This window comes from Pseudomonas sp. P9_31, from assembly GCF_034008235.1.
Classification (GTDB): Bacteria; Pseudomonadota; Gammaproteobacteria; order Pseudomonadales; family Pseudomonadaceae; genus Aquipseudomonas.
Genome location: NZ_CP125375.1, coordinates 2,212,490 through 2,226,718, shown reverse-complemented (window position 1 = coordinate 2,226,718; position 14,229 = coordinate 2,212,490). Strand labels below are relative to the sequence as shown.

The following is a 14,229-nucleotide window of genomic DNA, read 5'->3' as shown; positions in this document are numbered from 1 at the left end:
TAGACGGTTTAGATTTCCTGGGACGAAGATTCGGTTTTGTCCGACTCTTTGGCCGGTTGTTCTTTCTTGCTGATCAGGCCACCGGCGGCATCGCTCAACGCTTGCTCGGCGGCTTTGTGGGTATCGTCAATCGCCTGTTTGGCGGTTTCGGCAGCCTTGCCCATCAGTTGCTGGGCGCTCTTCTCGGCCTGGTCGCAGCCGGCCAACACCAATAAAGAGGTGATCAGCAGCGCAGGGGTTTTAAGCTTCATGATGCTTTCCTCGATAGAACAGACAGAGCCCAAATGGCGCCCCGTCGATAGCGAGGCAGTCTAAAGAGGAAAATACTTCAGGAAAATTCGTATTTTAAGCGGTTATACTTCGGTTTTTACGAATCCATAGCAAAACATACGCTACGGGGAACATGAATGCTGAATTACCGACAGCTGCATTATTTCTGGGTGGTGGCCAAGACCGGCAGTATCGTGCGCGCCTGCGAGCAGTTGAACCTGACACCACAGACCATCAGCGGGCAGATTTCCCTGCTCGAGCAAACCTACGGCATCGAGTTGTTTCGCCGGGTCGGCCGGCAGCTGGAACTCACTGAAGCCGGGCGTCAGACCCTGCCCTACGCCGAGCAGATGTTTCAACTCGGTGGCGAATTGGAGCTGATGCTGCGGGCGCAGCCTAATGAGCAACAGATTCTGTTTCGGGTGGGCGTCGCCGATGTGGTGCCCAAATCGATCGTTTATCGATTGATTGCACCGACCATGGAGTTGAGCGAACCGCTGCGCATCACCTGTCGCGAAGACAAACTGGAACGTTTGCTTGCCGACCTGGCGATTCAGCGCCTGGATCTGGTGATTTCCGACAGCCCGATGCCCTCGCATCTGGACATCAGGGGCTACAGCCAGAAACTCGGTGAATGCGGCATCAGCTTCTTCGCCACCGCTGAACTGGCAGCGCGTTATGGCCAGGACTTCCCCCGCAGCCTGCACGGCGCCCCGCTGCTGATCCCCGGGCCGGAAACCGTGGTACGCAGTCGCTTGCAACGCTGGTTTGCCGAACAGCAGATTCAGCCTCGAATCGTCGGCGAGTTCGACGACAGCGCTTTAATGCAGGCCTTCGGCCAATCCGGCAGCGGGATATTCATCGGCCCGAGCGTGATTGCCGACGAAGTGAAACGCCAATGCAGCGTGGAGTTGATCGGCCAGACCGACGCGGTGAGCGAATCGTTCTATGCCATTTCAGTTGAACGCAAGGTCAAGCACCCCGGCATTGTCGCCATTACCGAAGGTGCCCGACGCGAGCTGTTCACCGAGATGTGACGCCTCAGGCGCAGATTTCCCGAGGTTTGAAGGTCATCAGCGCCATCGCCAACAGGATCGAGACAAGGATAAAACCGGCGGCTGCGAAACCCAGTCCGCCCAGGCCGACACTGTCGATCACCCGACCACCGACCATCGCGCCCAGTCCGATCCCGAGGTTGGCCCCGGCAATGTTCAGCGACGCAGCAAAGGCCGGCGCTTCAGGCGCAGCCTTCATCAAACGCACATGACTGACCAGGAACAACGCCGCCTGGGTCACGCCCCAAATCCCCATCGCCGCCGCCAGCCCCAGCGGCGAATGAATGTTCGGCACCAGCGTTACCATGCCGGCAATCATGAACGCGCAAAACGTCACAGAAGCAATCAGCGGGTGACGATCCACCGCGCGGCCGCCCAGCGAGTTGCCGATCAGCCCGACCGCACCGAAGCCCATCAGGCACCAGCCGACCACCGTGCCATTGAAACCGGCGAGGCGCTCAAGGATGTCCGCCAGGTAGGTGTAAGCGGTGAACATGCCGCTGAACACCAGGATCGACAGCAGTACATGCCCCAGCATCAGCGGGCTGCGCAGGATCTTGAACTGTGAACGGAAACTCACTTGGTGCTGGTGCAGGCTGGTTTTCGGCAGGTAGATAAACAGCAGCAGCGCCTTGGCAAACGCGATCACCGCCAGAATGCCGAAAGCACTGCGCCAGCCGAACGCGTCGGAAATCAGCGTGCCGACAGGAATGCCAAACACCGTGGCGCAGACGATGCCGAAACCGACCTTGGCGATGGCCCGCCCGGCGTAGTCCGGCCCGACGATGTCCACCGCGGTTTCACTGGCCAACGCCCAGAACACCGGCAGCCCCAGCGCCGGAATCAACCGGGCGATGGCCATCACCCAAATATTCGGCGCAAATGCCGCCAGCGTGTTGGCCAGGCCGAACATGATCAACACACTGATGAACAGTTTGCGTCGTTCAAACCTTGCGAAGTACGCCGTCAGGAACGGCCCGAACGCGGCCACGGTGAACGCAAACAGGGTCACCAGCAAACCCGCTTGAGGAATGCTGACGTCCAGATCACGGGCGATTGCCGGCAACAGGCCGACGATGATGAATTCCGTGGTCAGCACCGTGAAACCGGCGGCGGACAACAGAAGAATGGGCAACAGCATGCAGAACTCCAGGAAAACGACGACACCAGCGACAACCCAGAGGCCCACTGGCAGAACATGAAAATGAGGATGGCGAAGCTTAACAGAGTGTTTCCGGGCGAAGTTGCACGAACCTGCAAATCTCGTTGAACAATCGGGTGGCAGATCGTCACAGGTCTGAAGGATCGCGGCTACGCTGTGATAAAGTCCGCGGCCTGCGGTACTTACACTTTGCTCATCGGCCATTCATTGGCATTGATGCGGCGACCCCTTCGGTTCCTGCCATGTGGCCTGCCCGGCTTTTTGCTGCATGAGCAGAACCCTGCACCCTAATAAAATCAGAGATGCCGTTATGACCGCTTCATCCCCTTCTCTCTTGCAACGACTGCAACGCAGCAGCCTGGTCACGCAAATCATCATCGGCCTGATCGCCGGGATTGCCTTGGCGTTGTTCGCGCCCGAGCTGGCCAAGTCCACCGCTTTCATTGGTAAAGTGTTCGTCTCGGCGCTCAAGGCTGTCGCGCCGATTCTGGTGTTCGTGCTGGTCATGGCGTCGATTGCCAACCACAAGCACGGCCAGGAAACCCATATCCGGCCGATTCTGTTTCTGTACCTGCTGGGCACCTTCGCGGCGGCCGCGGTGGCGGTGATTGCCAGCTCGCTGTTTCCGTCGAGTCTGGTGCTGGCTACCCAGGATGTTGCGGTGACCGCACCGGGCGGCATCAGCGAAGTGCTGCAAAGCCTGCTGCTCAGCGTGGTCGATAACCCGGTCAGCGCACTGATGAACGCCAACTTCATCGGCATTCTGGCGTGGGCGATCGGCATGGGCATTGCGATCCGCCATGCTGGCGAGACGACGCGCGAAGTGCTGGGCGACCTGTCCAATGGCGTGACCGTGATTGTGCGCCTGGTGATTCGTTTTGCGCCGCTGGGGATCTTCGGCCTGGTGGCTTCGACCCTCGCCACCTCCGGTTTCGGCGCGTTGATCGGTTATATGCACCTGCTGGCGGTGCTGCTGGGCTGCATGCTGTTCGTGGCGCTGGTGATGAACCCGGCTATCGTGTTCTGGAAGCTGCGTCGCAACCCGTATCCGCTGGTACTCACCTGCCTGCGCGAGAGCGGCATCACCGCCTTCTTCACCCGCAGTTCGGCGGCGAACATTCCGGTCAATCTGGAGTTGAGCAAGCGTCTGGGCCTGCACGAAGACACCTATTCGGTATCGATCCCGCTCGGCGCCACCATCAACATGGCCGGCGCGGCGATCACCATCACCGTGCTGACCCTGGCCGCCGTGCACACCCTGGGCATCGCCGTGGATATTCCGACGGCCATTCTGCTCAGCATTGTCGCGGCGATCTGTGCCTGTGGCGCTTCGGGCGTGGCCGGTGGTTCGTTGTTGCTGATTCCGCTGGCGTGCAGCCTGTTCGGCATCCCCAGCGAAATCGCCATGCAAGTGGTGGCAGTCGGCTTCATCATCGGCGTGTTGCAGGACTCGGCTGAAACCGCGCTGAACTCCTCCACCGACGTGCTATTCACCGCGGCTGCGTGCCAGGGTGAAGAGCTGAAAGCGCAGCGTTTGGCGTAAAACACACGTGTAGGCGCCAGGCTTGCCGGCGCCTACAGAAGGCAAAACGAAAAAGCCCGCCAAGGCGTAAACCTTGGCGGGCTTTTTCGTACCTGAGCGGTTTAGAACGCGCCCATGTAATCGCGCTTGCCTACTTCCACACCGTTGTGACGCAGCAGTGCGTAAGCGGTGGTGACATGGAAGAAGAACTGCGGCAGACCATAGCTCAGCAGGTAAGCCTGGCCAGTGAAGCGCTTCTCTTTAGGCGTGCCTGGACGGGTAACGATTTCGATGCCTTCCTTGCCATCGATCTGCTCAGGCTTGATCTCGCCGATGAAGGCCAGGACCTTGGCGATCAACGCTTGCAGTTCGGCGAAGGTGGTTTCGGTGTCATCGTATTTCGGCAGTTCGACTTCAGCCAGGCGCGCCGAAACGCCTTTGGCGAAATCAACGGCGATCTGCACCTGACGCACCAGCGGGAACATGTCCGGGTACAGGCGGGCTTGCAGAAACGCGTTCGGGTCGATGTTTTTCGCGGTGGCGTGGGCTTCAGCCTTGCTCAGGTTGTTGCTCAGGGCGTTGAGCATTTGCTGGAAAACCGGAACGGAAGCGGCATAGAGAGAAATGGTCATGGCAATCTCATGTAGTGACAGGAGTAAAAAAGCGTGGGGCGATTATAGCCATGCTGGCGCGCCCTGCGACTTGTCTTTTATTCAGCAAGGATTAGGCTAGGCGGCTCGACTGCCTAGGGAATAGCGCGATGAGCACTGAGCAAGAAACGACCTTCGACGAACCACGGCTCAACAGCACGGAAATCCGCATTCTGGGCTCGTTGATCGAGAAACAGGCCACCAGTGCGGAAACCTACCCGCTGACCCTCAATGCCCTGATGATTGCCTGCAACCAGAAAACCAGCCGCGAACCGGTGATGAACCTCAGCCAGGGCCAGGTCGGCCAGAGCCTGCGGGCCCTTGAAGGTCGCGGCTTCACCCGACTGGTGATGGGCAGCCGTGCCGACCGCTGGGAACATCGGGTCGATAAGGCACTGGAACTGGTGCCGGCGCAGGTGATTCTGACCGGGCTGCTGTTCTTGCGCGGTCCGCAGACAGTCAACGAGCTGCTGACCCGCAGTGGCCGCATGCATGACTTCGAAGATGCCGAGCAGGTGGTGCATCAGCTCGAACGCCTGATTGCCAGAGGTCTGGCGCTGCTGATCCCGCGCCAGGCCGGCCAGCGCGAAGACCGTTACATGCATGCGCTGGGCGATCCGGCGGATATCGAAGCCATCCTGGCGGCCCGACAGAATCCGGTGGAGCGTGGCGCCAGTGGCGGCGTGTCGGTTGAGCGAATCGAAGAGCTTGAAGCGCGAATTGCGGCGCTGGAAGAGCGACTGGCACGCCTCGAATAGACCCGTGCTCCCGCTGTGCCGAGCTCCCTGTGGCGAGGGAGCTTGCTCCCGTTGGGTCGCGAAGCGGCCCCGTTAGCCGGGTTTGCCGGTTTTGCGACTGCTTCGCAGCCGAACGGGAGCAAGCTCCCTCGCCACAGGTCCAACCAATAATCGGAATTCAGCTCCGGGCAAACGCCACGGCTTTCTGGAACTGCTCATCGGTCGGCCGCACGCCGGTGTACAACACGAACTGTTCCAGCGCCTGGATGGCAATCACTTCCAGCCCGGTGATCACTCGTTTGCCTTCGGCGCGTGCGCGCACGATCAGCGGTGTTTCCGAGGGAATCGCTACCACATCGAAGACAATTTCGGCGGCAGCGATGGCTTCAGGGTCGAACGCCAGTTGATCGGCTTCCGGCCCGCCGGTCATGCCGATCGGCGTGACGTTGATCAGCATCTGCGGGCGCTGGCCCCCCAGCTCCGCCTGCCATGAGTAACCCAACGATTCGGCCAAAGCACGCCCGGCGTGCTCGTTGCGGGCCACGATCAGACCGTTTTTGTAGCCGCCATCGCGCAGGGCACTGGCCACGGCCTTGGCCATGCCGCCGCTGCCGCGCAGGGCAAAAGTCGAGTCTTTGGGTACCTGATGGGTTTCGAGCAACTGGGCGATGGCAATGTAATCGGTGTTGTAAGCCTTGAGGTGGCCGTGGGTGTTGACGATAGTGTTGATCGATTGAATGGCCTCAGCCGATGCGTCCAGCTCATCGACCAGCGCAATACAGGCTTCCTTGAACGGCATCGACACGCCACAACCCCGAATGCCCAGAGCGCGGATGCCACTGACAGCGCCCGTCAGGTCCTGGCTGCTGAAGGCTTTGTAGTAAAAATTCAGGCCCAGTTGCTCATACAGATGATTGTGAAACCGCAGGCCGAAATTGCCGGGGCGCCCTGAGAGCGACATGCACAGCTGGGTGTCTTTGTTGGGGTTCATCTGCATCCTAATCTCCTTCAATAGCACTTTCAGATGGACGGGATTAACCACTCCATCGGATTGTGATCGATCATAAAGGTCTGTCTGTACCAAGGGGAACGCCCCCCACACAGCACGGTAAAGAAAGCGGTACAGACCTTACACAAAATTTACCCAACGGCTGTGCTGATTTTCAAAAAAACGCTGTCTTAGAAGTATCCCCGCAACAACTTGTGTCTATTGCAGACGCAAGCGCCGGGTCGAAGAACCGAGGAATTATCATGATCCGTAAAATCCCCACAGTAGCTTTGCTGATCGGTGCTCTCGCTATCGCAGGGCAGGCAGAAGCACATGGGCGTGGCTGGGAAGGCCCGGCTGTGTTTGGTGCGATCGTCGGCTCGGCAATCATCGGCTCAGCAATTATCGGCCGCGACCGGCCAGTGTATGTGGAGCAGCAACCGGTTTACGTTCAGCCACAGCCGGTGTATGTGCAGCAACCGCCGCCGGTCTACTACCAACCCGCTCCGGTGTACGTGCAACAACCGATCTACTACCGTCCGGCGCCGGTTTACTACGGACCGCCACGCGGCTACTACGGCCCTCCCCATGGTTACTACCGTGGCGACCGCTGGTAACAGACTCATCAGGCCCCGCCTCAACAGCGGGGCCTTTTTTGTGGCCGCAGATCGGGCGAAGTCTGGATAAATCTCGCCAAGGTCGCTGTCGGGACAGTGCCGGCAGCTAAAGTTGGTCATATTTATGTCATGACAGGCCCGCAAGCTTGGATCTGTCCGTAAACAACAGGTTGATAAAAACAAGGACGACCTCATGCCCACACAAAACCCGCACCGCATTGTCGGCTTGTGCACTTCCAGCAAGGTGTACAACGCACTGACCGAACTCAAGCACCTGGAAGGTCATCGCAGCGCCAAGTTTCTCTCGCTGCTGGCGGAAAACCTGGTGCGAAAAGGCCTGCTCAATGAGCAGGAAGTGATGCATATGCTCGATCAAGTGGTGGATTGACCGCAGGACTCATTGGCGTCAATGACGACTATCGAAAGCGTTGATTGTCCGTTCAAGCGTCCGATCCGTAAGGTAGCTCCATAGATTGATGGAGGTACTTATGGCTCAGGTTCAAATCATGTCCGTTATCGGCAGCGCCGTTCCCGCACCGCTCAGAGCGCTGGGGTTGCTCGCCTGTTGGTACCTGGTGCAGGACGGCGAACCGATCAGCGGTCCGCTCTCCTCGCTACCCGCCGCCCAGGCCCTGTCGCAACGTATCGACTCAGGCCAGCTCAGCGCTTAAGGCAGCTGAACATGCGGCTTGGTTTCGATGAAGATTGCCCAACTCGACATGAACAACGCTGCGATCAAAGGCCCGATGACGAAGCCATTGAGCCCGAAAATCGCCAGGCCGCCGAGGGTTGAGATGAGAATCAAATAGTCCGGCATCTTCGTATCCTTACCCACCAGGATCGGACGCAGCACATTGTCCACCAACCCGATCACGAACACCCCGAACAACGCGAGCACCGTGCCCTGCCAGATCGCGCCGGTGAGCAGGAAGTACGCAGCCACCGGTGCCCAGACGATCCCCGCACCCACCGCCGGCAACAGCGACAGAAACGCCATCAGCACCGCCCAAAGCAACACGCTCGGGATATCCAGAAACCAGAAAATCAAACCGCCCAATGCGCCCTGCGTGATCGCCACCAGCAGATTGCCTTTTATCGTCGCCCGCACCACGTGATTGAACTTGAGCTGCAAACGGCGTTTCTGGTTGTCCTCCAGCGGTATGGCGGCGCGTATTTTGCGCGCCAGTTCGGCCCCGTCGCGCAGAAAGAAGAACAACAGATAGAGCATGATGAAAAAGCTCACCACGAATTCGAAGGTGCCCTGGCCAAAACTGTAAGCCTGAGTCGCGAAAAACTGGCCGCCCTGCATCGCACTCTTGATGATTTTCTCCCGCAGACCACTCAACTCGCCCATGCCGAAACGATCGAGCAGGTGCTGGAAGTACGGTGGCAGGCTGTGTTTGAACTGCACCACATGACCGGCGATGTCCAATTCGCCGCTTTCGATGTTTTTGTATATCGCCGTGCCTTCTTGAACCAGAAAGGCACTGACAATGGTCACCGGCAGGATCGCGATCACCAGACAGATACTCAGCGTGCACAGCGCCGTCAGGTTGCGTTGCCAGCCGAATTTCAGTTGCAACCGACGTTGCATGGGCGCAAAGACGATGCCGAGGATGACCGCCCAGAACACCGCGCCGTAGAACGGCAGCAAAATCCAGAGAAACGCGACGGTCACCAGCGCCAGCAAGACCATCAGCGACTTGTCTTGTAGTGTCGTTTCGTTCATGTCCGATCCATGTCAGTGCGCAGGGGGCGCAAATTCGCGTCCTTATATTTAGTCCGCCACGATTCGCGCGAGTGCCATCCGGTTTTTCATCAAGCATAGATCCAGATCAATGAACCCCGTGCGCAGGCCGCTTACCCTTGCCGGCTTTTGCGATCGACACTGCCATGCCCCGCACCATGACGCTCACGCCCCCGGAACTGCTCGCCCCTGCCGGTACCCTGAAAAACATGCGCTATGCCTTCGCCTACGGCGCCGACGCGGTGTACGCCGGTCAGCCGCGCTACAGCCTGCGGGTGCGCAATAACGAATTCGATCACGCCAACCTCGCGCTCGGCATCACCGAGGCCCAGGCTCAGGGCAAGCGCTTCTACGTGGTGGTGAACATCGCCCCGCACAACGCCAAGCTCAAAACGTTCTTGAAGGATCTGGAACCGGTGATCGCCATGGCGCCGGACGCGCTGATCATGTCCGACCCCGGCCTGATCATGCTGGTGCGCCGACACTTCCCGCAGATGCCGATCCACCTGTCGGTGCAAGCCAACACGGTGAACTGGGCCAGTGTCGAGTTCTGGCAGCAGCAGGGCTTGAGCCGGATCATCGTGTCCCGTGAACTGTCGCTGGAAGAAATCGCCGAAATCCGCCAGCACGTCCCGGCGATGGAACTGGAAGTGTTCGTGCACGGTGCGTTGTGCATGGCCTATTCCGGGCGCTGCCTGTTGTCGGGCTACCTGAACAAACGCGATGCGAATCAGGGCAGCTGCACCAACGCTTGTCGCTGGAAATACTCGGCGACACCGGCCAGCGAAAATCAGCTCGGCGAAATCGTTCAGCCGTTCCAGCCCGAACCGACCCTGGGCATCGGCGCACCGACCGACCAAGTGTTCTTGTTGCAAGAGGCCAATCGCCCCGGCGAATCGATGCCGGCCTTCGAGGACGAACATGGCACGTACATCATGAACGCCAAGGACCTGCGCGCCGTCCAGCACGTCGAGCGCCTGACGCAAATGGGCGTGCATTCGCTGAAAATCGAAGGCCGGACCAAATCGCACTTCTATTGCGCGCGCACCACCCAGGTTTACCGCCGCGCGATCGATGATGCGGTGGCTGGCCGGGTGTTTGATCGCAGCTTGATGAGCGATCTGGAGTCCCTGGCCCAGCGTGGCTATACCGAAGGTTTTTTGCGGCGACATGTGCATGACGAATATCAGAACTACCAGAACGGCAGCTCGGTTTCAGAGCGCCAACAGTTCGTGGGCGAACTGACCGGCGAACGCCGTGACCGGCTGGCCGAGGTGCGGGTGAAGAATCGTTTTGGCCTGGGTAATCACATGGAACTGATGACGCCCAAGGGCAACTTCCACTTCGATCTGCATCAGTTGCAGAACGTCAAAGGCGAGGCGATTGAACTGGCGCCAGGGGATGGGCACACGGTGTACCTGCCGATTCCGGATACGGTGGATTTGCGTTATGGATTACTGATGCGGGATGTCGGCGTGAGTTAAGTTGTGAACGGCCAACACCCAACCTGTGGGAGCGGGCTTGCCCGCGATAGCTGTCTGACAGTCGACATCAATGTTGAATGTTCTGGCCTCATCGCGGGCAAGCCCGCTCCCACAGGGATCTCCAGCGTTCACACAATCCGTGTGGGAGCGAGGCTTGCTCGCGAAGAACGATGACCGGCTGCCACTGACACAACACCGAGCAGCCAGAATCAGGCTCCGCCCGCCGAAAAGCGATCCCGGCTGTTGGTCAGGTGCAACCACATCGCCGCCCGCGCCGCATCCGGGTCCTGGCGTTTGATGGCGTTGAGAATAGCCTCATGTTCGAGGTTGGCGAGCTGCCCTAGCTTGCTCAAATCCGCCGACCCGCGCTCGGCGGCATTGACGCGGGTGCGAGGGATCATGGCGCTGCCCAGGTGCTGCATGATCTCGGTGAAGCACACGTTGCCGGTGGCTTCGGCGATCAGCAGGTGGAAGCGTTTGTCGGCCTCGACACAACTGTCGTTGTTGGCCAGCAAGCTTTGATAGTCGTCCAGCGCTTCACGCATCTGCGCCAACTGTTGATCGGTACGACGAACCGCTGCCAGCGCGGCGGCCTGGGTTTCCAGGCCCATGCGCAACTCCAGAATGCTGCGCACGCCGAGCGCAGTATCGACATTCAGCCGCAGCCCCTGCTCCGGCACACGCTCAAGGACAAAGGTGCCGATGCCATGACGGGTTTCCACCAGCCCCGAAGCCTGCAACTTCGAGATCGCTTCACGCACCACCGTGCGACTGACCCCATGCTCCTGAACAATCGTGTTCTCTGACGGCAGCTTGTCCCCCGGCAGCATTTGGCCGAGCAAAATACTCTGGGTCAGCTTGGCCACCAGGTCGTGGGCCAGGTTGTGAGTGCGCTTGCGAGCAGGCGCGTCAAGGTTTTCTTGCATGGCGATCATCCGAAAGCAGAGCTAACGGGATCGTAGCACTGGGGTCGAATGGAATCTTCAGAAAATAACACCTAACTTGTATGACAACACTCAAGATATCGACCAAAAAGCACTCTCACGGGCCCACACCGAATCAACAGAAACATAACAACCTTTAAATTAATAGCCATTTTATTGGACCGTGGCGCTTGCCGGATAAAAAAATGTAGTTGTATGATGTCTATCAACATCACATCACCCAGCCACACCCCGCATAACAATAACGAGTGGGAGAAAACGAAGTGAATACATCCATATCCGGAATGAACGATGGCGCCGATTCGGTCCTGAAGTCCGCCATCTCAAAAGTGAAACGCCACGTCCTGCCGCTGTTCGTGATCATGTTCATCGTCAACTACATCGACCGCGTGAACATCGGCTTCGTCCGCGCCCACATGGAACATGACCTGGGGATTGGCGCTGCCGCCTACGGCCTCGGTGCCGGTCTGTTTTTTATCGGTTACGCGCTGTTCGAAGTCCCCTCCAACATCCTCCTGCAAAAAATTGGTGCGCGAATCTGGCTGACCCGCATCATGCTGACCTGGGGCCTAGTGGCCGCTTGCATGGCGTTCATTCAGAACGAAACCCACTTCTACATCCTGCGTTTTCTACTGGGCGTCGCCGAAGCCGGGTTCTTCCCCGGGGTGATTTATTACTTCACCCGCTGGTTGCCCGGCGTGGAACGCGGCAAGGCGATTGCGATCTTCCTCAGCGGTTCGGCCATCGCATCGCTGATCTCCGGCCCGCTGTCCGGTCTGTTGCTGCAAATCAACGGCTTGGGCATGCACGGCTGGCAGTGGATGTATTTCATCGAGGGCATGTTCTCGGTCGGGCTGTGCGTGTTCGTCTGGTTCTGGCTGGACTCCAAACCCCACGACGCCAAATGGCTGACCCTTCCTGAGCAGGACGCGCTGGTCAAAGCCATCGACGACGAACAACTGGCCCGCGAAGCCGCGACGCCGATCAAACCGTCGCTGGGCACGCTGCTCAAGGATCGCCAGATCATCCTGTTCTGCCTGATCTACTTCTTCATCCAGTTGACCATCTATGCCGCGACCTTCTGGCTGCCGAGCATCATCAAGAAGATGGGCGACCTGAGCGACATCCAGGTCGGCCTGTTCAACTCGATTCCGTGGCTGCTGTCGATCGTCGGCATGTACGCCTTCGCCTCGCTGTCGGGCAAATGGAAGCACCAGCAAGCCTGGGTCGCCGCTGCCTTGCTGATCGCTGCTGCGGGGATGTTCATGTCCACCATTGGCGGGCCGATTTTCGCCTTCGTTGCGATCTGCTTTGCTGCATTGGGTTTCAAATCAGCCTCGTCGCTGTTCTGGCCGATTCCTCAGGCGTACCTGGATGCGCGGATCGCCGCCGGCGTGATTGCGCTGATCAACTCGGTGGGCAACCTCGGCGGCTTCGTTGCGCCGACCACCTTCGGCTTGCTGGAAGAACACACCGGTTCGATCCAGGGCGGGCTCTACGGCTTGGCCGCCACCTCGATCATCGCCGCGATCATCGTCTTCGCCGCGCGCAATAAACCGAAACCCGCACCCGTGGTTGCCCTGGGCAAACCAGCACCTAATCACGCCTGAACATTGGTTTTGAAGGACAAGAAAATGAACCCACAAGAAGCCGCAAAAGCCCCGATCATCACCAGCATGCAGGTAGTTCCGGTGGCCGGCCACGATGGCATGTTGCTCAACCTGAGCGGCGCCCACGGCCCGTTTTTCACTCGCAATATCGTGATCCTCAAGGACAACGCCGGCCACACCGGTGTCGGCGAAGTGCCAGGTGGCGAACGCATTCGTCAAACGCTGGAAGATGCGCACGCACTGGTGGTCGGCAGCCCGATCGGCACCTACCAGAAGATCCTCAATCAAGTACGTCAGACGTTTGCCGATCGCGATGCCGGCGGTCGCGGCCTGCAAACCTTCGACCTGCGCATCACCATTCACGCAGTCACCGGGCTGGAAGCCGCCCTGCTCGATCTGCTCGGCCAGCACCTGGACGTGCCGGTCGCCGCGCTGCTTGGCGAAGGCCAGCAGCGCGACGAAGTGAAGATGCTCGGTTATCTGTTTTATGTCGGTGATCGCAACGAAACCGATCTGGCCTACCGCAGTGAACCGGACGCCGACAATGACTGGTTCCGTGTGCGCCACGAAAAAGCCATGAGTGCCGATGCCATAGTGCGCCTGGCCGAAGCCGCCCACGCCCGTTATGGCTTCAAGGACTTCAAACTCAAGGGCGGTGTGTTGAGCGGCGACGAGGAAATCGAAGCGGTCACTGCCCTCGCCGAGCGTTTTCCCGATGCGCGCATCACCCTTGACCCGAATGGCGCCTGGTCGCTCAAGGAAGCCATCCGCCTGTGTCGGGATCAACATCGCGTTCTGGCTTACGCCGAAGACCCCTGCGGTGCGGAAAACGGTTACTCGGGCCGTGAAGTCATGGCCGAGTTCCGTCGCGCCACGGGCCTGAAAACCGCGACCAACATGATCGCCACCGACTGGCGGGAAATGGGCCACGCGATCCAGTTGCAGTCGGTGGACATTCCTTTGGCCGACCCGCACTTCTGGACGATGCAGGGCTCGGTGCGGGTGGCGCAGATGTGCCATGAATGGGGCCTGACCTGGGGTTCGCATTCCAACAACCACTTCGATATTTCCCTGGCCATGTTCACCCACGTCGCGGCGGCTGCTCCGGGTGAGATCACGGCTATCGACACCCACTGGATCTGGCAGGACGGCCAGCGTCTGACCAAAGCGCCGCTGCACATCGTCGACGGCTGCGTGCAGGTGCCGAAAAAACCTGGCCTAGGGGTTGAGTTGGATGTGGATCAACTGGCCAAGGCCCATGAGTTGTACAAAGGCATGGGACTGGGCGCGCGGGATGATAGCGTGGCGATGCAGTTTCTGATTCCGGGGTGGACATTCGATAACAAGCGGCCGTGCCTGGTGCGCTAGGCCTCGAGAACACTGCAATCCCTGTGGGAGCGGGCTTGCTCGCGAAGGCGGTGTGCCAGTCAACATTAATGTTGA

15 protein-coding genes are annotated in these 14,229 nt (G+C 59.3%); 9 read left to right on the top strand and 6 right to left on the bottom strand.

The window, feature by feature from the left end; all coding sequences use genetic code 11:
- Positions 1-8: 8 nt before the first annotated feature.
- Positions 9-251 carry a hypothetical protein gene (locus tag QMK51_RS09980; RefSeq protein WP_320393920.1) on the bottom strand — a complete coding sequence of 81 codons (243 nt, stop codon included), beginning with the start codon at positions 249-251 and terminating at the stop codon, positions 9-11.
- A 156-nt stretch (positions 252-407) separates the two neighbouring features.
- Here QMK51_RS09980 and nhaR point away from each other — a divergent pair, with 156 nt between their 5' ends.
- Positions 408-1,307: a transcriptional activator NhaR gene (gene nhaR, locus QMK51_RS09975; protein ID WP_320393919.1), complete on the top strand. Its 900-nt coding sequence runs from the start codon at positions 408-410 to the stop codon at positions 1,305-1,307.
- A gap of 4 nt (positions 1,308-1,311) precedes the next feature.
- Here nhaR and QMK51_RS09970 read toward each other — a convergent pair whose 3' ends face one another.
- The gene (locus QMK51_RS09970) at positions 1,312-2,466 is read right to left on the bottom strand and encodes an MFS transporter (RefSeq protein ID WP_258699959.1); all 1,155 of its coding nucleotides are present in this window, start codon (positions 2,464-2,466) and stop codon (positions 1,312-1,314) included.
- A 331-nt stretch (positions 2,467-2,797) separates the two neighbouring features.
- Here QMK51_RS09970 and sstT point away from each other — a divergent pair, with 331 nt between their 5' ends.
- Complete coding sequence (gene sstT / locus QMK51_RS09965; protein WP_320393918.1) at positions 2,798-4,030, top strand: serine/threonine transporter SstT; 1,233 nt, start codon at positions 2,798-2,800, stop codon at positions 4,028-4,030.
- A 101-nt stretch (positions 4,031-4,131) separates the two neighbouring features.
- Here sstT and QMK51_RS09960 read toward each other — a convergent pair whose 3' ends face one another.
- Positions 4,132-4,641, bottom strand: coding sequence for a DUF1993 family protein (locus tag QMK51_RS09960; RefSeq protein ID WP_007901777.1), 510 nt, complete (start codon positions 4,639-4,641; stop codon positions 4,132-4,134).
- 128 nt (positions 4,642-4,769) lie between these two features.
- Here QMK51_RS09960 and QMK51_RS09955 point away from each other — a divergent pair, with 128 nt between their 5' ends.
- Positions 4,770-5,417 carry a YceH family protein gene (locus tag QMK51_RS09955; protein WP_258699957.1) on the top strand — a complete coding sequence of 216 codons (648 nt, stop codon included), beginning with the start codon at positions 4,770-4,772 and terminating at the stop codon, positions 5,415-5,417.
- Between the two features lie 157 nt (positions 5,418-5,574).
- Here QMK51_RS09955 and QMK51_RS09950 read toward each other — a convergent pair whose 3' ends face one another.
- The gene (locus QMK51_RS09950; RefSeq protein WP_320393917.1) at positions 5,575-6,393 is read right to left on the bottom strand and encodes a shikimate 5-dehydrogenase; all 819 of its coding nucleotides are present in this window, start codon (positions 6,391-6,393) and stop codon (positions 5,575-5,577) included.
- Between the two features lie 254 nt (positions 6,394-6,647).
- Here QMK51_RS09950 and QMK51_RS09945 point away from each other — a divergent pair, with 254 nt between their 5' ends.
- The 3 genes from QMK51_RS09945 (at position 6,648) to QMK51_RS09935 (ending at position 7,672) form a co-directional block, all read left to right on the top strand.
- Positions 6,648-7,001 (top strand): hypothetical protein, encoded by a 354-nt coding sequence (locus QMK51_RS09945; protein ID WP_320393916.1) that lies wholly within the window; start codon positions 6,648-6,650, stop codon positions 6,999-7,001.
- 193 nt (positions 7,002-7,194) lie between these two features.
- On the top strand, positions 7,195-7,389 hold the full coding sequence (locus tag QMK51_RS09940; protein ID WP_320393915.1) for a hypothetical protein: 195 nt from the start codon (positions 7,195-7,197) through the stop codon (positions 7,387-7,389).
- A gap of 100 nt (positions 7,390-7,489) precedes the next feature.
- Complete coding sequence (locus tag QMK51_RS09935; protein WP_258699953.1) at positions 7,490-7,672, top strand: hypothetical protein; 183 nt, start codon at positions 7,490-7,492, stop codon at positions 7,670-7,672.
- Here the strand turns inward: QMK51_RS09935 and QMK51_RS09930 are convergent.
- Positions 7,669-8,730, bottom strand: coding sequence for an AI-2E family transporter (locus QMK51_RS09930; RefSeq protein WP_258699952.1), 1,062 nt, complete (start codon positions 8,728-8,730; stop codon positions 7,669-7,671). The two genes, QMK51_RS09935 and QMK51_RS09930, sit on opposite strands and share 4 nt — an antisense overlap.
- 164 nt (positions 8,731-8,894) lie before the next feature.
- On the opposite strand from QMK51_RS09930, the gene yegQ reads away from it, so the two are divergent.
- Positions 8,895-10,232, top strand: coding sequence for a tRNA 5-hydroxyuridine modification protein YegQ (gene yegQ / locus QMK51_RS09925; RefSeq protein WP_408980575.1), 1,338 nt, complete (start codon positions 8,895-8,897; stop codon positions 10,230-10,232).
- A gap of 209 nt (positions 10,233-10,441) precedes the next feature.
- On the opposite strand, the gene QMK51_RS09920 is transcribed toward yegQ, so the two are convergent.
- A complete protein-coding gene (locus QMK51_RS09920) occupies positions 10,442-11,158 on the bottom strand; it encodes a FadR/GntR family transcriptional regulator (protein WP_258699951.1) in 717 nt (238 codons plus the stop codon).
- Between the two features lie 281 nt (positions 11,159-11,439).
- On the opposite strand from QMK51_RS09920, the gene QMK51_RS09915 reads away from it, so the two are divergent.
- Together QMK51_RS09915 and gudD are read left to right on the top strand one after the other, a co-directional pair.
- Complete coding sequence (locus tag QMK51_RS09915) at positions 11,440-12,786, top strand: MFS transporter (protein WP_320393914.1); 1,347 nt, start codon at positions 11,440-11,442, stop codon at positions 12,784-12,786.
- Between the two features lie 24 nt (positions 12,787-12,810).
- A complete protein-coding gene (gene gudD, locus QMK51_RS09910; protein ID WP_320393913.1) occupies positions 12,811-14,154 on the top strand; it encodes a glucarate dehydratase in 1,344 nt (447 codons plus the stop codon).
- Positions 14,155-14,229: the final 75 nt, after the last annotated feature.